The 20,358-nt window shown below is 44.6% G+C and carries 11 protein-coding genes; 8 read left to right on the top strand and 3 right to left on the bottom strand.

Features of this window, described 5'->3' with window-relative positions:
• The first annotated feature begins 51 nt into the window (after positions 1–51).
• The 5 genes from K9W43_14075 (at position 52) to K9W43_14055 (ending at position 4,237) form a co-directional block, all read left to right on the top strand.
• Complete coding sequence (locus tag K9W43_14075; GenBank protein MCF2138355.1) at positions 52–1,008, top strand: magnesium transporter CorA family protein; 957 nt, start codon at positions 52–54, stop codon at positions 1,006–1,008.
• Positions 1,009–1,479: 471 nt separating this feature from the next.
• A complete protein-coding gene (locus K9W43_14070; protein ID MCF2138354.1) occupies positions 1,480–2,451 on the top strand; it encodes a hypothetical protein in 972 nt (323 codons plus the stop codon).
• 88 nt (positions 2,452–2,539) lie between these two features.
• Positions 2,540–2,749, top strand: a complete 210-nt coding sequence (locus K9W43_14065) for a hypothetical protein (GenBank protein ID MCF2138353.1) — start codon at positions 2,540–2,542, stop codon at positions 2,747–2,749.
• A 251-nt stretch (positions 2,750–3,000) separates the two neighbouring features.
• Positions 3,001–3,219, top strand: a complete 219-nt coding sequence (locus K9W43_14060) for a hypothetical protein (GenBank protein ID MCF2138352.1) — start codon at positions 3,001–3,003, stop codon at positions 3,217–3,219.
• 394 nt (positions 3,220–3,613) lie between these two features.
• Positions 3,614–4,237 (top strand): GNAT family N-acetyltransferase, encoded by a 624-nt coding sequence (locus tag K9W43_14055; GenBank protein MCF2138351.1) that lies wholly within the window; start codon positions 3,614–3,616, stop codon positions 4,235–4,237.
• A 170-nt stretch (positions 4,238–4,407) separates the two neighbouring features.
• Here K9W43_14055 and K9W43_14050 read toward each other — a convergent pair whose 3' ends face one another.
• Positions 4,408–9,003, bottom strand: coding sequence for a hypothetical protein (locus K9W43_14050; protein MCF2138350.1), 4,596 nt, complete (start codon positions 9,001–9,003; stop codon positions 4,408–4,410).
• Between the two features lie 426 nt (positions 9,004–9,429).
• On the opposite strand from K9W43_14050, the gene K9W43_14045 reads away from it, so the two are divergent.
• A complete protein-coding gene (locus K9W43_14045; protein MCF2138349.1) occupies positions 9,430–9,903 on the top strand; it encodes a tetratricopeptide repeat protein in 474 nt (157 codons plus the stop codon).
• A 1,170-nt stretch (positions 9,904–11,073) separates the two neighbouring features.
• Here K9W43_14045 and K9W43_14040 read toward each other — a convergent pair.
• Both K9W43_14040 and K9W43_14035 read right to left on the bottom strand, forming a co-directional pair.
• A complete protein-coding gene (locus K9W43_14040) occupies positions 11,074–11,778 on the bottom strand; it encodes a zinc ribbon domain-containing protein (GenBank protein MCF2138348.1) in 705 nt (234 codons plus the stop codon).
• Between the two features lie 126 nt (positions 11,779–11,904).
• Entirely contained in the window at positions 11,905–12,984 is a 1,080-nt protein-coding gene (locus K9W43_14035; GenBank protein MCF2138347.1) for a hypothetical protein, read from the bottom strand.
• A 391-nt stretch (positions 12,985–13,375) separates the two neighbouring features.
• Between K9W43_14035 and K9W43_14030 the strand changes: the two genes are divergently transcribed.
• Positions 13,376–18,514, top strand: a complete 5,139-nt coding sequence (locus tag K9W43_14030) for an SBBP repeat-containing protein (protein MCF2138346.1) — start codon at positions 13,376–13,378, stop codon at positions 18,512–18,514.
• 433 nt (positions 18,515–18,947) lie between these two features.
• Positions 18,948–20,345 (top strand): site-specific DNA-methyltransferase, encoded by a 1,398-nt coding sequence (locus K9W43_14025; protein MCF2138345.1) that lies wholly within the window; start codon positions 18,948–18,950, stop codon positions 20,343–20,345.
• Positions 20,346–20,358 lie beyond the last annotated feature (13 nt).

Below are 20,358 nucleotides of genomic sequence, written 5' to 3'. Positions count from 1 at the left end.
CATTGCTGATGCTGAAAGGATTACGTGCGTACTTATGTTGAGGTGCTTTGGATGAGCAGCGACGCAGACACGGAGAGAATATTCTCGATCATCGCACTGGAGAGCGGAATCGAATATCCAGATTTCGAGAACGCTCCAGATGAGCCGCTGCTTGTTGAAGTTCAGGCGATCCAAGAAGAGGACCTTGTGGAGATCTGTCACCACTTTGACATTGATCTTGACGATCTGCGAGACCTCCAAGACTATGATGAACGGCCACGACTTCAGGTTGAGGACAGATTCACCATGCTCGTCCTCCGCGTCCCGGTCAACCTTGAGGTCACTGACCGCGAGTACTCCACGTTCCCAGTGGGCGTCTTTACGAATGGTCGAGACATCGTCATCTTACGCCACCAGAGAATCCCCCTTCGTAAAGATCGGCTCATGCGAAAGATCCGCCTGTGTACTACAGCCGCCGAGGTCATCTATGTACTATGGGAGATCGTCATCGGTTCGTTCGAACACATGCTCGACGTGATCGAGGCGACCATCAACAGCATCGAGGACTCTATCTTCACGGAGATCTACCCGTCCCAACTCAACAGGTTTTTCCAACTCTCCCGTGATGCTGTGTTCATGGAGGCGGCATTGAAGGCGGACATGAAGGTCCTGCGCAGGCTAATGCGGCTACGGTCCATCGGAAGAATGGTACTTGATGAGGACAGACTGGAAGATCTCGAGGTGGACCTGCAACAGCAATTAGAGTTGAGCGCAATCTACCGTGACCTGATCGATAACGCAATGAATGCGTACGACAGCATTGTCAACCACAATTTGAACAAGGTCATGAAGACGCTGACCTCGATCTCTCTGGTCGCCATGATCCCCACACTCATTGCCAGCATCTACGGCATGAATGTCGGGCTCCCATTCCAGAACGAAGCCTATGCGTTCCTCATGCTCATTCTGATCAGTGTGATCATCACAATTCCAGTGCTCGTGTATCTAAAGATCCGAAGCCTCGTATGAATTGAGAGATACCGCGATTAGAACAGAACGCACACTGTCGGTAACTGGGCAGAAAAACGGTACTGCGCATGTAGGAGCTGTGTGAAAAGTCCACGGCCATAGAGCGTTCAAGGCAGAATGAATCCTGAAGAGTTTCGGATCCGGAAACAAAATGGTGTTCACTCTTTTCATAATCCTCTATCACTCAGACTTTTCACACAGAGCCGCGCATGTAACAAAACTTATACACTTTCTGGGATAGATGCGCATGAAGTGGGAGATATGGGAAAGATTTCATATATTACAAGACCAACAATTTTGCTAATTGTGTTCAGTGTTTGTGCCATTCCATACCTTGGAGCAACTCTCTTAAATCAATTTCAGCCGCCATATCACACTATAGAGCAATGGCAGCTTCCGTATGATGCAACATTGACCACAAGCTCACCATCATATAATATCACTATTTATCCCCCTAGATGGATTACACAGGTGGAGATAAAATCACTCAGGACTAATGATACGCCGATCAGTGTTAAGATTACGGATAATACTCAGATGGTAATTGCCGAATTCACCAATGTGACTGAGATCGATGACACGTGCATTATTGTCACACCTGACTACGAAACTCTTGTACTACAGTTTGTTCGACTCGACAAGAATGCATCCATTCATGTCCTTGTTGATTATCAATACTGGCTCCTGACTCAAAAACCACTAAATACTCCCGCGAGCCTAGTGGGATTCTACGGTGCGGTGATGCTTTTTGCAGTCTTAGGCCTCGCATATAAGGGGCAGTATAGGTTCTTTCCGGTCAAGGAGGCAGATGGTAATTACACATACAAGGCAAAATGGCCACGTCATAGATCGCCAGTGGCACTCGCAATCTATTTGGTTCTGGCATATATAATAATAATTCAAGGCGTCTTAGTCACAATGGATCCGGGTCCCACTGTTCAATACGGAGATAACTTCTTCCGAAGACCCGCCCGCAATCCCACACTACTCGCTCAAGAAACATACAATTTTGATCTGACAACAAGCAGTCCCACTACCAGAGTGACCCTGCCTACGACTAATTTGGCTCACCCCGAATCCTGTTACGCAATAATTTCATCACTGACGGTCTCATCTACGAATATAAAATCGACACCCATCATACTATCACTCGAATCAGCAGGAAGTTCCCCAGTACAGATAGCAAATATCACATTCTTCGAACAGTCTACTCTGTGGAAACTCAATGTATCATTGGATCAGAGCTCCACGTACAATCTCACCATTTCACGAGTCAATCCGAATCTGGATGTGACCGGATCGTTCGTAGTTGAGATATACACAAACGATTCGTTAATCGCACCAATACTGCAACTCTACATTGGCCTTGCCATTGGAATTCCAATTATTATCTTAGTCATCTGGTGGGACATCAAACTTGAGAAGATTTTTGGAAGACCATGAGAAGGAGTACTGGAAACCAGTCGCCCAATAGGTGAAGCCCATAATTCGAGACCTAATAACTCAAAAAGAAAGGTTTCGGAGTATGGGTATGTCATCGTTCAAAGATCTACTAGAAGAAGCACGTGAAAAAGGTTACAAGTTGGGAGTGTACACTATCACCGGGTTTGAATTCAGAAACAAGTACGTTCATCATGTCGGTGATGATTATGTTGCAATAAGCAAACAACCTGATCAAATGTATGATGAGGTGGTTCTATTCGCACAGATTGTTTCTGTAAATATCAATAGGCAACCATAAACGAAAGTAAGACGAAATACTACAACGCGACAAAACAAGTGTACCAGCGAAACCTCAACATCAGCAATACCACAACTCCACCTTGGATTTGCCACTGGTATTCCAATCATTAGCTTAGTCATCTAGCGGGATGGCAAAATTGATCGGGCCTCAAATCTCATCTAGATCATACACGATCTCTTCGAAAACATCATCCATAAAACTAATTCAGTAAGGGATGGCCCAATACTTAAATAGAAAAATCATAAAATATGGATATGACATCTTTAAAAGAAATACTAGAGGAAGCACGTGAGAAGGGATACCGACTGAGTATATCTACCGTCAGCAGGTACTTTGCCGGAACTAGATATATTCATCATGTCGGGGATGATTATGTTGCAGTAAGCAAACACAGCGGCGAGCCGTATGAAGAGTTGTTTCCATTTGCTCAAATTGTAGCTGTTGAAGTTAAGAAACCTAAGAAGTAAATCAAATATATACTACGTTAGTAACTTCTACAATAATTAGAGTCCAATACATTCAGGACTGATTCGCATACAGAATCATATGATTTCTGGACACTTTAATTATCTTAAATATGAAAGGGATGCACGTGACAAAAGCAACAGCATTCAGATTAATACTTGATTGCGAAGAGGATTTGGCAAACTAATTAGTATCAGATTTAGACTGAAACGTTACCGACTAATCAGGAAATACATTTGCATCATTAGATTCGAAAGAGAAATTTGATAAACTCAAAAAGCAGATAAGATACATTATATCTGTTAAAAATCAAAAATGTTGGCTCAGTTTCATACATCTATTCGAATAGAGAGATAGAAACTAAAAGTAGTAGAGAATAGCGTGAGGTGTTCATGCATGGAGATAAAAGTAGAGGGGTTAATTCCGCTTCCGAAATCGTCCTTCAAGAGAGCAGTAGATGTATTATCAGGCGCATTCAAAAATGACATTTTGATGACATACTTCTTTCCTGATGAGACCCAGCGGCAGCAGTATTTACCACTATTTTTCGAATACGTGCTTAAACAGGGTCTCGTCAGTGGGGATGTGCTCACAACTTCAGAGGATATAGAGGGCATAGCAATATGGAAACATTCGAGTTCAATGAACGGCGGTTTATTGAAAGCTCTTCGGCATGGTGGATTCAAGCTGATTCGAAAATACGGTATGGGATTGGTAAAAAAAATACTAAGATATATCGAGTTTACATCCGAGCGAAGAAAAAAGTTTGCAACAACACCGTACATGTATCTTAGTTCACTTGCTGTAGATCCAGAGAAACAGGGGCAAGGTTACTGTAGCAAGTCACTGCGACCTGTGCTTGCATATTTAGACAGGGTCGAACTCCCCTGCTACCTTGAAACTGAGAGCGAACGAAACGTATCAATCTATCAACACTTTGGTTTCGAAGTTGTCGCGGAATGCATCCCTCCGGAAACGGAGTTTACGCACTGGGACATGATACGACCCCCGCAACAGTGACTTTGCAAGGAGATTACACCTTGCGGTTCCTATAATGTGATCTAAAGAAAACGTATCTTCAGTTGAGTTGATTGTTAAACCCGATTTTGTGTCTACTTTCTGAAAAGCAATAGGAATCGCTACTACTCGAGTATGATTGATCTTTGCAATCAACGGGCAATGATTGTCACTTATTCCTCATCTGACGAGTCCAGCAGATAGTCATTTCCAGCTGGAACAACTATTTTTTCGTTCAATGCTTTCAGAATAAGAAGATAGGTATCAATCATTCGGAAGCCCGTTGTCATCAGAAACGAGGCAATCTCAGAGAGCCTAAATACCCCATCTGGGAACTCATTGGATGCTTCAAGTAGAATTTGCAGCTCACGAGATCCATCAGTTACTTTTTCGACCCTGAATGGTCTTAGGAGATTTCCATCTAGAATGTCGTTCACTAATTCATCTAGGATATCTGTCATCTCTTTATCGATTACTTCTACAGGAGGGTTTTCGAAATCTGAAGCGTATCTGATCCCAATTATCTTAGCATAGGTCTCGAACTTGCGTTCTTGATTCTGAGAGGGAGGCATTAAAGTCACAAACGCACAGAGAAGATTCTTCATTGTGACAATACGAATGATATCGGACATGGGAGAGACCTTCCCCTCGACTTGAGTTGATGAGTCGATCTCAGCTCTGAAGTGAGTGATTGCAGTAATGAAGGCCGCGACCATAGACTCATCAAATGCATTTCTGACAAACCGGGAATACAATGGTAGTCCACTCAATTTATGCAGAATGATGACACCGATTAGATTACCAGCATCATCAAGACGCTGTTTCATATCAATAGCAATTGCCTCTCGTTGCTGGTGACGTTTTCTATGGATACGATAAACAATAGCGGAAATAAAGACAGTTGAAAAGATGATTGCACCAATGGATCCAACAGACACCAGCAGAGAAAGCAAGTGTGATCGGTAATCAGGAACTAATGTTATACTTGTAAGCAGCGGCCCTTCTTCAAGCTTGTAGTTTTCTTTCGTGACTGTGATCTCTAGGCTATATGAGTTCTCGCCGGTAAAGGGAATCTCTACTGAGCCCGAATAATTGCCAGGAGCTTCCTCATGTAACACAATGTTGACAGGCGCAGAATTCGGGATAGATATCTGACAACTTACTGATGCACCAGTGACAGGCAGTCCTGAATCAGCCTCCATAACTTGGAGAGAAATCAGGAGTGGAGTACCCTCTTTCCAGACAATTGGGGACATGACAATAGTAATTGGAATCTTTACGACTTCAAAAGACATCGTCAATTTTTGAGGCACGAACCCTTCACGAGTAAGCGAAATTTGGATGTTATATTGTCCAAGTTCAGTGGGGGTCACTGAAAAGTTGTAGACCCCATCACCTAAGTACGTCCAGTTAAACCACTCATGACCATCACCAGCAATATCGATCGTCGCTCTGCCCACGCCGCTGCTATTCAGTACACAATGATAATTCAACGTGAAATATTTGGTTCTGTTGAACAGTGGACGATCTGGCGTGCCCAGAGCCTCCAGTGCTGTGGGAATAGGACTGACATCAAGAATATAGACAATATAGTCCGGTTGATAGTGTATTTTTGAGGCCGTAATGGTAATAATCCGTCGTCCAGTACTGGGTGCAGTGAAACGAATAGCATAATACTCTTCACTTTCTTCAAGTGTCCAATTTAGTGGGTCGCCTTCATCCAGTCGAACATCGATAGATGCACCCGTGACGTTCTCGGATCGTTCAGTGCTCTCGAAGAATAATAAGATCTCATACTCGGTTCCAACAAGGGTGATTCCCAAATTAGTACCTGTGACTAAGGACAGAGTAGTCTGTATAGGGACTACCGAGACCGAGAACACAACAGTAGTATTTGCGTAATTAGGATAGGCCGCAGCCAGAACAAAATGAAAGAAGCCAGTATCATTAAGCCGGAAAGTAACAAAATAACTTCCATTTCCACAATCAAAGATAGAGAGATTCAATAGGGCTTGAGGCAAATCAACTCCATTGATGACGGCCCCGGATAAACCTTGACCAGTAGAAGCATTAAGATACACACATGAATTGTAAAGCTCACCAACAGTTAGAACGGGGGCAGGATCAGCGACTGAGAGGAACATTGTGTCTTTCGTAACCGTGAGTGTGAATGAGAGATACTGTGGCTGAAAATTGGTCTTGTTCGCAAGGACCACGATTGAGTAGATGCCTATCTCCGTCGAATTAAACCGGATATGGTAAAAACCATCATCAAGATCTTCAACTAGCCCATAAGGGAGACCCGTTGATGGTTTCACATCTTGAATGCTCACACTTGCATTTGAGAGACCATACCCACTCTCATTTGTATAATGGAGAAACAGGTCATACTGATCGCCATAAGTGATCACATCTGCAGAGCCATTGAGAGAAGCCAAAGAAGTGGGAATAGTGTCCACATATATTAGAAGAGTGACATCTGTCGATTCGTAATTTGGTTTACTTGCAACCATTCTGATTGTGTAGGTTCCAGAGGTATGACCTGTGAAATTAATCAGATAATTGCCAGCACCAATGTCAGCCACAGATCCCCATGATATGCCATTGGATGACCCGAGCATGATCGAAGTCGAGATGTTCGCCTCATTGATTGCAGTTCCTAAGGAGTCTTTGAACTCCAATTGAATGCTCTGAGTTGAATTGAGAGCCATATCAATCAATGTTACATTTGCGGTGAGCGAGTTTCTAGTGTACAGCACACCAATCACAATTTCGGTTGAAGAGGGATCATAAGAAGCACCGCTTGCATTTATCCTGACAGTATTGTTGCCGGGGGACACAAAGGATGTATTGAAGTCGCCAGCCCATCTATTGTGTGGCGCATCCGGAAGGAGATCGATGCTCGCTGGCGTCCAATTGCCAGACACAGAAAGTCCAGAGTCTAAAAGAAAGGTTCCTTGATCATCATCATAAACATAAACAGCAACACTCACAACGGTACCAACTTCTGTTTCAATATATGCGGTTACAGGCTCTAATCTGAGCCTATGAATCAGTCTGAACTCTACACGACCACAGCCTATCTCTGAACCGTTGTTCCAAGTTATGTAAACAGACCAGATACCCGCACTGGTATTAATGCCCCCAAAAATGACAGGTGTACTATTCAATACCCCCTGACCAGTTCCAGTCTTCATCTCTTCATACCATAGAGACCCATTTGGCAGGTACCACTGCACCCGCGCAGGGTAACCGAGTAAAGATTGAGGACCTGTCTTACCAAATGACGCAGTAATACGCGATACATTGGAGGTCCTAAAGATCGAACTGTCACTCCAAACCGATGTTGAATCATTATATTTCTGAGCCTTGACCGACTGTAAATAGTTCGGGGATTCAGCAGTAAAGAACCACCACCCAAGCCGTTCAAGAAGAGAGTCAGGAGCCCATATTTCTCCGGGAGCGATAGTACAGAGAGAAGTAATATCCGTCATGAATGAGTCGTACACGCTGACGTTGCCCCAATCAGTAGGAATTCGCACGGTCAACCATCGATTCGATAAATCACCAGTATAGCCAATATAATAATAGAACGACAGATAAGCTGACACTAGTGGATCAGACGAGAACTCGACGCCTTCAGCACTAATGTTGGTAGTGTAGGTCGAGTTGCCAAGGCGAATTACTCGTAGACGAGAAATGTAGTGGAAACTCACGGATGTGTTAGATGTCACCTGTACTGGCAACGGACTAGTGGTCCAATAAGAAGAATTGACAATAGTCGCAGAACCAGTACCGTTAACGCCGGTAATTGGTGTCACTTGAGAGCCAGCTTGGAACTGTAGATTAACAGCTTCAAAAGAGGGAGGGTCGGCCATTACCAGTCGCACATTATCAAGATGGACTGTAATATACCCCGTATTGAGGTCACCATCAGCTATACCATCCCCATCATAGTCATTATTTGGATCCAGCAATAATTGTTCATCGATCAGAAGACCAATACTTACCTCTGAAATATTTCCGATAGTAGGCACACTTACTGGCACAGATCCAACATGATACCATGTATTATGTGAAGAGAGTTGAAGAAGACTCTGACTCCAGACCTTATCACCATTCATATAGACATTAATGCTACAGTTTCCAGTAAGTGCATCGCCCGTTCCTGTGTAAATTGGTCCTCGAAAATAGAGATAGTCAAAACTCAAGAGAAAACTTGTAGAATAGGGAACATTTACAAAAGTTTGATTCCACTGAATTGTTGTGCCTGCATAATGATAATAATTTGGATTAGTCGTGGAAGCAGTGTACCCCTGATTCTCTACGGACACAAAACGATCGTCTGACTCGACATAGGACGCAACTTGTGTTGTGTTTTTAGGACCAGTCTGTGTATATCTGGCACTCCAACCAAGAGGATAGTACTTAGAAGAGCTGCTTGGGTAGTAATTGACTCCTGTTAGACCATCATCAAAGGAACCGTTAATAGAATAGAGCCGTGTAAGGTTGGAGACCTCGACCTCAGCCTGACTACCCACCCAATTATTATCCGTGTCAAAAGAGATTAGCTGGCCGGTCTCGTTTCCAGCATCGGTCTCAACATACTTCTCAATTGTGGAAATGTGACCCACCTGCTCGACTTCAACAGGATTAAGTGTGCCTTCATAGTATCGTGGATCGCTGGTTGGTACAGTGTCCTCGATCGGAGTATTGCCGTGTACAGTGGAAACCGGGTTTACACTAAAGAGACCGGTCTGTATCATCACCGGAGAAATGCACAGGATTAGGGCGATTAATCCTAAAACGAATCCACTAGTGTCACGTACCCTCATACTAGTTTCGACTAAAAAATCAAACAAATGGCTATAAGTAATTATCATGTATCTACTGATAGGTGGCAAAGTATCAGTTCATGGAAAAACTCCCATCTTTTAAAAAAGAATTATTACTGCACCTTGAATGCCAACGAGCAATCCCTGACGTGAAAACCGTAACAAGGGAGCTAGAACAAAGCTTGTGCTCGAAAGCAACAAAGGCCGTGCACCTCTGGATAAGGTCTCATTCAGGGCATTGCCAAAGACAGAAACCAGAATCTCGAAAATGTGGTTGCTTCTATCAGTCTATCTAGCGAGCACCATAGTATGTATATGGGGAAAAAAGACTATTTTCATAAAACATAGGAAGTGTTCGTGATGGTTGATGAAGCAGCACTCACTAACATCCTGGAATCGGTTGTCAAGAACATTTCTTCTGGCAATCTCAAGTATGCTGAGCTGGATCTTCAATCGGCAAAAGGAATGGCTCCCAACGATCCCCGAGTCTGGTACTATGACGGCGTCGTGAAGGCACGAACGGAGAGATTCTCCGAGGCCATGGAGTCATTGAACAAAGCGGTCGAACTGGGAATGACAGATGATGCTGATGTCTATTTCTACAAAGGCTACTGTTTCTACAAGACAAAGGATCATGCAAAGGCTATCGATCATCTGGAACGAGCAATCCAACTCGATCCTTCAAAGGAACTGGCATACTACTATGCGGCCCTCGCCTATGGGAATATGGCAAACTGGGACAAGGCTGAAGAATACGTGAAAAAATGCCTCGAATTCAAACCCGATGATAAGGACTACAAAAAGCTGATGGACCAGATCCAACAGGCAAGATAGACCTTGCCGATTCCGTTTGGGGGGAGGGCATCATTTTTTTACTACTAATGAGGATCATCCACGGCTGAGTGAACAATAAGCGCTGATATGACACACGGAATCCTAGCAAAATCAGCACTACTACCACTACCAAATCATTCAGCATTATATTATCTTGTTTATTCGCAAGACTGTCTGCAACTCCGATACTTGAGAACTTGAGGAATCGTACAAGTAATTATCAAATTGCGTATTCACGAAGGTGGTTGATCAAACAGGAGAGAGTTCATCCGATCAAGTTGCAGATACAAAAAGAAGTCCAGCACTGCATGATTAGGAAAAAATTGAAGTAATGATATTACTATCAAATTATCTAATAAAATAGGAAGTGATTGTGCTCAACTGAGAAGAGAGGTGTTACTAGATGTTGGATGTGGAGGGACTAATTCCCCTTCCAAAATCATCCTCAAAGAGAGCAGTTAATGTTCTCACTAGGGCGTTCTGGAATGATACCTTGAATAAATATTTCTTCTCGAGTGAAGCCCAGCGCCAACAGTTCTTACCACTGTTTTTGGAATACAGGCTGAAACAAGTACGTTTCGCTCACTCTGAGTTTCAAGATAGCAAGGGAGTCTGACCTCGTCAATGTATGCAAATATGGGCCGCACGGTCTTGCTACAGAAACCTTGTCCCTGTTTCTCGTGATCTACTGCAAGTGTACTAAGATGCATATACGAGCCTGTTGCAAACTTTTTCCTCTGCTCTAGGACAAACACGTTAAACTACAACATTTTTCTTACGAGCGGTATTCCGAACCGCAGAAGAAGCTTCAGACCACCACCACGTAGCGATGACCAAAAGCTACTGCTCATTGAACTCGAATGGGTGGCAACTGTTATTGAATAGTTAGGCGGCCCTAATCACCCAACAGGTCAATACACTACGTTTCAAGTGAGCCGATGGAAACTTGAACGCGGACTATTGTTTGCAGCACTAATACTACAATCAACCTTGGTTGCTGATGTTGCAACCCCCATAACCAGCTATTTTTATATCCTGAAAAATTGAACACGTAAAGACTCGTTATAACTAGGAAGTCAACGGTTTTTATGAAACAAAATTAGCAGGACTACACAAATCATGCGTGACCCAAAGTGACTGTGTAATAAAGAACCAGACTAAGATCTGGCTCTAACTCCCACGGATTGGAGCACCACAATACGGACAGAAACGATCATCATCCCGGAGCGCGAAACCGCAGTAGACACAAGTCCCTCTTGCAGGTCTCTCGACCTGATCCCGAAAATGTTCATCAGTTGCAACACCAGTCGCGGGATCAAACCAGACATCAGCCGTTCCTCGACGCTTTTCGTGAACAACTTGTTGAATCACCTGGTCTTCAGGAAGCCCAGCACCATCGGCAATCTCGGAGAGCGTACGCCCGTGACTCTCCGTGAGAACAGTGCGGACTCGTTCGCCTCGTCGTCGGTCACTTACCAAATCTCCAAAGAAAATGGTGACAAGAACAAAGAGGGGAATCAGAAAAGGCCAGCTGAAATCCGCATTCATAAAGAACATTCCCAGAATGAAGATTGGAATGAGAAGCCCTAGTGAAACTCCTTTTTCCTTTCGGCGCCACTGGTCGTAGATTGGCTTTTCGGTGTACGAGTTAGCATAGGAAACATCCGAGACCCTGTGACGCTCTGATGTCCTAGCCTTAATCTTGTTCTCAGTGGTCAATGTAGAAATGAGAACAATGACCAACACAAAAATAGGGATCAAAAGATAGATAGTATGAATCCCGAGAAATACAATAAAGAGAACTCCAATGGCAATTATCAAGCCACCTGCATCCTCTTTACCATTCTGTTTTTTATTTGGCAGTTCGCGGCACATCCTACTCTCATTCACTCATGGAAAGCACAAGTGCATGTAAGTCACTACTGTTACTGAAATAAAGTCTGTGATACGAGCGATGCATAGCCATCAGGAGAGTGTTCCTCATCGTACCGTGGTCGCACTTCAATAGTCTGCGCCCTTGCGTCGTTGCAAATAATCACCAAGCAGATATCCAAGCATTCCGATAAATATAGAGAGAACCCCATAACGGATGAAGATAATGATGCCCACCAAAAGCAAGGAACTCTCGAGAAATATTCCGGCTAGTGCACTGAAGGGCTTTATCAAGATCTGAGTGACAGCAAACAGGATAATTCCCGAAAACAAAAGGGAGCCAAGTCCATAATTCCAGTTGATGTGCCACACTCGCTCAGAGATCCATGCATTGATGAGACCAATACCGATGAGTGATACAGCCATTGAGAATGCCAATAAATTAAGTAATATAACATTACCCAATATCGAGCCTGTCGCAATCGAAGTGCCCAAGACAATCGGCCAGAGAAGACTAAAGACAAGATCAATGAGCGAAAATGCGAGACCATGAACAAAGAAGCGGGGGAGTCGTTCGGAAAAAGTAGGCGACTCTCTGACCATTGTTTCATCAAACTCTTTTTCTGGCATCGGAGCCGTAGCAATTGGTAACCCCTCTACGGAAGCACTCTCCGACTCGATTGATGCAATTGTTTCGTGTTCGGATATTGTGACTTGACCATGAATTTTCTCGTCCGGCTCAATATCAGACTCGACAATTACAGGCGGTAGGTTATTCTCGGCGAATAATTTAATAATTACTGCACCAGCAACAAACGGCAGCGGAAATAGTCCCATGACACCTCCAAGAAACAATGGAATTGCCGAAAAATAAAGTGCTGCGACAATTACCTCATTCCGTTTCTTCCGATCCTCAGAATACAGCCAGAGAACACGGATCATCATAATATTCAGCGCACAGAATATCAATCCGATTAACCAGTAAAATCCCGATGTGAATAATCCAAGACCAACAAATTGCATATCGAACGTAATTCCTTCAAAAACAATAACCCCCACTACAACTCCTATTAGTGAGATAAAGACAAAGGCAGGGGTTCCATCGTTCAGTTCGATGATCTGGACTGCATAAGGTAACATCATCGCAAAGATAACAAGAAATCCTGTCCGGTTCCGGACCAATTCAAAAAGTTCTTCGAGCTTGATCATACTCAAAACGCCCTCCTATCAAATCTCGTGGCGAACCTCTGTCCAAAAGGCAAGATATTCCACTTAAATTTGTAGCGACAATAGTTGAATCACCACAGTACAGACCAGAGAAACACACAAACATAGATCCAAGAAAAATGAGACCTGCGGATTGAACTGATCTAATAAAACTAAAGCATGATACCGAAAAGAAAGTGCATTGTGAAACACGACCTCTGATGAATCATGATAATAATCAGCGATTATTTATATTCGTTTGTGCCATTGCGCACCCAAAGATAGGTTCCTGTGTCAGGATTCAGGAGAAGGTGTTCCTTTGAGCCATAAAGGCCTATTATTTATCTTAATATTACTTTTACAGAGCACACTAACTATAGGATTAACTGCAGCAGTGCCCAGTTCGACTGGGGAGGGAGCTACTGTTAATGCAATGAAGAATATTCCAACAATGAACAATAATGTAGTAGATCGTTCAGCAGCAGCACGGACTCCAACGATACCGTTTGGTGGCTTTATTAAGAACGTCGGACAGGCGCCGGATAGCGATTTGAAGTACTATGTTGGATCTAATGGGATCCAAGTGGGTTTTCTCCCCTCGAGAGTACGAATCGTAGTGACCAATCCGGATGGTCAGCACTTCACTACAGAGGTCTCATTCCGTGGAGCGAACTATGTACAACCAGAGGGAGCCGCTAAAAAGACCCATGTTATCAACTACTTCATTGGCGATTTGCAATACACTAACATTCCCACATTTGATGACGTGATCTATCGCAATATCTACGATGGAATCGACTTGCGATACTACATGACAGAACGTGGTCTCAAGAGCGAGTTTATTGTCCATCCGTGGGCCGACCCTAACCAGATCGAAGTAGTGATTATAGGGACACAGGTCGTTGTTGAAAACACACAGGTGACTGCGGTGACCAACGGTGTCACTGCCTATGGTGAATCAGATCTACTCATGCTGCAAAATGGCCAGACCATTAACGGCGTCTTCGTCCAGAAGAGCAGCGACTCATATGGCTTCCAAGTCGGCAACTATGACAAACATGAAACCTTAGTGATCGACCCAATGGTCATAACAATGTCCGGGTTTATCGGCGGAAGCGGGCAAGAGGAACCCGGCGATGTCTATGTTGATGGTAGCTATGTCTATATGATTGGACGGACGTATTCTTCGAATTTTCCGCTGAAGGATGCATACAATAGTACTTTCAGTGGTAGTACTGAGATATTCATAGTAAAGATGACCCTGACCGGTGATCTCGTGTTCAGTACATTCATGGGAGGGTCGTTAAATGAATACGGGAATGGAATCGCAGTCGATGGATCAGGTAACATCTACATTGTGGGATCCACAAGTAGCAACGACTATCCGGTCGTCAATGCGTATCAGTCAACCAAACAGAGCGACTATGATATAGTCGTGACCAAGCTCAGTTCTGATGGTTCGACCCTGCTCTATTCCACCTACTTGGGTGGCGATGATAAAGACTCCGCTGGAGAGATAGTAGTTGACAGCAGTGGAAATGCATACATTACAGGTACGACCGAATCTGCGAATTTCGATCTCGCCAACGAACTGTACAGCTCACTCAATGGATCGCAAGATGCCTTTGTTACTGTATTCAATAACACAGGGAATGGCCTCCGGTTCTCCACGTACCTTGGCGGCGGAAGCGTTGAATGGGGATTTGATATTGCAATAGATAGCAGCAACAACATCTACGTTTGTGGTACTACGCAATCCTCAAACTTCCCACGGGTGAATGCGTTCGATACTTCACAGGGTTCTGATGAGGCGTTCATCACAAAGATCCTTGCCGATTTCTCAAGCATCTCCTACTCATCATATTATGGTGGCACGGACGCAGAATTTGGATTTGGACTGACCGTGGATCCAACAGGTACGGCCTACCTTGTCGGTTACACTGAGTCGTCAGATATTCCACTCGTTAATCCGTTCGACTCCAGTTTAGGAGGATCACGAGATGGGTATCTTGCTAAGGTATTACCCAACGGTTCGCTTGGATATGCAACATACGTTGGAGGATCAAACATCGATGATTTTAGAGACGTTGCTGTCGATTCTTCAGGAAACATGTATGTCGTGGGCTTCTCAGGCAGTACGAACTATCCATTTAAGAATGCCATTCAAACTGACGTAGCGGTCGCCGAAGTGGCAGTCACTAAATTTGCGGCGGACGGACAGTCGCTCAAGTTCAGCACATTCCTTGGTGGGGAGGGTGAAGACTACGGATATGACGTTGCAATCACGAATGATGGTAACATCACTATTTTGGGTCAGACTGCATCTTCGGACTATCCGACTCGTAATGCCTTTGATCAGTCATATGGAGGTAGTCGGGATGTCTTCGTGACACAGATCTTCAATGATACCCAAGCACCAACGATCACGCTGAACTCGCCTGCAAACGGTTCAGTGGCCCGGTCGGGAAGCGTCATCAACATGTCCGTGAGCGATAATGTGGAACTTGACACGGCACTCTACCATTGGGACAGTAATAGCAACAGTACGCTTTACGATCCGTACAATGTGTTCATGATGTCCCCTGACGGAAGTCATACTCTCTATGTCTATGCGAATGACACAGCAGGAAATTGGGCGTCCACCGTCTACACCTTTGTGTGCGATGACACAGCACCTCTGCTCAGTCTGATCACTCCAGAAAATAATACGCTTCAATATTCGGGCGTGAAAGTCCATGTTAATGTCACAGAGCCACATCTGAACTACGTACTCTATCGCTGGTCCACGTGGTCTTCAAACAAGACATTCTTCTCACCATATCTGACGCACATTCCATTCGCTGCTGGTTGGGCTGAGCTATACGTCTACGCATATGACACACTCGGCCACTCTTCAATGGCAACGTTCAGATTTAACGTGAAACTGGACTATGGGCTTCTATTTAGCTCCTATCTTGGTGGAGGCAGTGCGGACTCGGGGTATGACGTTGAAGTAGACTCTTCAGGATATATCTATGTCACAGGCTACACCGACGGAAACGGTTTCCCAGCCGATGCGTACGATACATCTTGGAACAGCAACCATGATGTCTTCGTGACAAAGATGGATCCGCGTACGGGTACACTGATCTGGAGTACCTATATTGGCGGCAGCAGTGATGACATGGGATACGGAATAACCGTTGACACCAATGGTAATGTCTACGTGACCGGGGTCACCTATTCCAGTAACTTCCCGTGCGCCAATTCATATGACTCAAGTCTGACAGGTGGATACAACGCATTCCTCGTGAAGTTGAACAGCACAGGCACTGGACTCGTCTACTCTACCTACTTTGGCACTGATGACACAAGTGCAAAGAGTATTGCCATCACTAATTCAGGCGAACCCGTGATTACAGGCGTTACAAATGGTATTACAACAGTCAATGCCTATCAGGGCACTAAGGCGTCATATTTGGACGCCTTTGTCACCAAGTTCAACTCCACGGGAACTGGTCTTATCTTCTCAACCTATCTTGGAGGCGATGGTCTATCATCGGATTATTTTCACTCTGATGAAGCAAACGATGTCGAGATTGATGGAAATGGAAATATCGGCGTTGTCGGTACAACGTGGTCCTCAAATTTTCCAGTCAATAATGCCAACGACACAACCCTTGGAGGAACAAGCGATGCCTTTCTGGCCAGCTTTACAAGTGGCGGTACCATTAGATTCTGCACATATCTCGGTGGTGCCAACGTAGAGTATGGTACTGGTATTGGTATTAATTCCGCAGGAAGTATTGTGGTCACTGGAAGCACAATGTCAACCGACTTTCCAGTTAAGAATGCATACCAGAGCTCAAATGGCGGTAACTATGATCTCTTCATCACGCGGTTTGCGTCAGACGGTTCATCATTCAGCTGGAGTACCTACTTTGGTGGAGCATATGGCGTATACGGTGGTGATGCGGCATTTAGTGCTGCTGATGATATATTCGTGTCCGGTTCAGCGGGTGATGACGACTGGCCGTTCTATAATGCTCTTGACACAACGGCTGTCAACAATGAAGCGTGTATCTTGAGATTCAATAGTACAGGTGGCCTGAAGATGTCCACATATCTTGGTGGAACGGGTGATGAGAAGGGTCGTGGAATCGCTGTAATGAATAACGGTACGCTCTTCATCACAGGTGAAACTAAGTCTTCCGACTTCCAGACACAGAAGCCCTATGACAGCACCCTTGGAGGCAGTGTTGATGCCTTTGTGTCCGAGATCGGTATGGACACGGTAGCACCCACAATCACACTAAGATCACCGGCGAACGAAACAACCAACCAGCCCGGCACCACAATTGATCTATCGGTCTCGGATGGAGAAACAGGTGTCAACGAAGTACTCTATTCGTGGGACGGCGGGGCCAACTCAACACTTAGCAGCCCGTACGACCTTACACTGATAACTGGTGACGGTTGGCACTCGCTGAATGTGTATGCTCGCGATTCTGCGGACAACTGGGCCTCTGCATTGTACAGATTCAACACAGATTCAACTCCCCCAACGATCACATTGGAGAGCCCGACGAACAACTCTGTGTCGACTCAGTCAGTCACTGTTGATGTGGCCATAGGCGGCTCCGATGTCGATACGGTGCTGTACTCGTGGGACGGTGCAGCCTTCAGGACTTGGGCCGATCCATACACGACAACGGTCCCCTCTGCTGGTGGCGAACACACTCTCGTCGTGAGAGCAAACGACACTGCTGGGAACTTGGCCGAGAAGACCTTTGTCTTCTACATTGACACCGATGCTCCCGTGATCAACCTCGTCACCCCACCAGACCACTCGTTCATCACAAGTTCGGAAAGTATCTCAGTCACCGTCACGGATGACCACCTTGATACTGTCAGCTATCGCTGGAGTTCTCAGACTTCAAACACGACGATCAGCAGTCCGTACAACATACCCGTTCCGGCGGGCGATGGCGAGCAGACACTCTACGTCTATGCTGTAGACGTTGTAGGAAATGAAGCATCTCAGACGTATGTCTTCAAAGTCGATGACAATGCGCCCACCGTCACAGGAGTATCGGAGATGACGATCGAGGTCGGGCAGTCGGAGACCCTCTCGTGGCAGCTCGCGGATGTGTTCCCGAACACCTACGTCGTGTACCAGAATGGAACAGTGTACACATCAGATTCGTACGATGCAACGGATACGGTCGAGATTTCATTGTCGAGCCTCAGCCTCGGTACGTACAACTTTACAATCGTGGTCTATGATCAACCGGGGCACTCAACAGCCTACACGACCATGGTCCACGTTGTAGAACACACATCGACAACGACTACGACAACTACAACGACTACGACAACTACAACGACTACGACTGGCACAGGAACAACGACAACTGGAACTTCGGGTACCACGTCACCCACAGGTACTACTAGCGAGGGACTATCCCCACTGATCGTAGTAGGAATAGCCGGAATCTTGGGAGTAGTAATTGTAGTGATCGTCGTACTTCAGATGAAAAAGGCAAGCTCGTAGTAGGAACTTAGGGGGACTGTAGGAGTGCAGTTCCCCAGACTTTTTTCCGGGCGAGATAATTGAATACAATGTGAATGCGTCTATGTTGAGTAAAGGTCTCCTTCATTGTGCACGAACTATTGTGGTAGTGCATCATAGTAGAAGGAGAAGGGTAACAAACAGCTACGTAAAACTTGGACATATCGGGACATTGTTGATAGGCGTTTAAATACCTCCGACCACAGCTCACGTATGACCTTCACTTTGATGGTAAGTTTGCTATTGCCCACTGCCGTTGGTGGGCGGACTATGGACCTACTGTCCAAGAAAGTCCAACTTACAATTAACGATATACTTGTATCACTAGATGGTAAACACTTTGATCGAATAATCCACGATTAGGTTGTGAATAAATAGTATAATCGCCTTTACAGATATAAATACGAATTGGGAAATGTTCTTTGTGGACAGAAAATATAAACAAATAGCATTGGATGTATACAACGTTCATTCTACGAAGTCGAGAAGACGAAAAAGTAAAAAGTCCTATTTATACAGAAGAGTCGAGAAGACCTTGAAACCTGATTTTGGTAAGGCCATAAACGAGTACATACTAAAAGGGATAGATAAAGATAAAATCAACCAAGAAGATTTAGACCTCCAAAATGGAAGAAATCACAATATCTTCTCATTCAAGGGGCAATTCTCGCCTGATTTTGTAAGAACAATATTGAGCCATTTCGCCAAACCGGGTCAGTTCATTGTTGATCCGTTTGTGGGCTGCGGAACCACAATCTTCGAAGCGGCGCGGCTAGGTCTAAATGCAGTGGGTACTGACATTAACGTGGGAGCCATTGAGATGGCGCAGACCTGCCAGTTCATCTCGATGTCACGAACTGAGAGGATTAATGAGATTCGGCGTTGCAGAAACATCTTGAATGAGGCTATATCATCCACCGGAACATTACTATCACACGCACACACCACACAAATGGACAAGTCCATTGAAAGAATATTGGCCGATCTTATTTTAAAACATAAAGATAATCCACCTATTCGTAATATATTAATGAATTCACTCATGCTCATGATGCGAAAAGGAGATTCGTGGGGGGCAGTCGATTTCTGGTCTGCTTTTGAGAGACATTGCACGATAATTCGTAATCTGCCCGTCACTCAGGGTTACTTTGCAGCTTATCTTCAAGACGCCCGCTGTCTACCTGTACGTGATAATACTGTTGATCTAATATTCACTTCCCCCCCATATGTCAATGTATTCAATTACCATCAACAGAACCGGAATGCTATTGAATTAATAGGGTGGAATGTACTAGACTTGGCAAGATCAGAATTTGGAGCAAATCGGAAGAATCGCGGCAATCGCTTTCGCACTATAGTCCAATACATATTGGATATGGGACAGGCCATGCTTGAAATGAAACGTGTTGTATCAGATGAGGGACGAATTATCATTGTTATCGGAAGAGAATCAAGAGTGAGAGGGGTTAACCTCAGAAACGATCACATAATCATTGGGATTGCTCATTGTGTAGGCCTTAGCTTGGCGCTTCATCAAGAGAGACACTTCAAGAATAATTATGGTGTCGAAATATTCGAGGATATTATCCATCTAACGCCACGAAAAGAAATATTACCGGATGTTTATCAGGCCTGTCGTGAGCTTGCTAAGTTTATACTCAAACAACTTAGAGATCAGGCTCGAGAAGCCGGATCGTTAGATGACTTGGAAATTGCCATTTCCTCAATAGAATCTGTGGAACCGTCGCCTCTGTTAGATAATCTTGGTGAGGTTGTGATTATTGAATCAAACCCCTCAATGGTAACGCGATAGAAAAAGCACTCGA

Source organism: Candidatus Thorarchaeota archaeon (genome assembly GCA_021498125.1).
Taxonomy (GTDB): Archaea; Asgardarchaeota; Thorarchaeia; order Thorarchaeales; family Thorarchaeaceae; genus B65-G9.
Note: the sequence above shows the minus strand (reverse complement) of the source record. Positions and strands in the feature narration are given on the sequence as shown.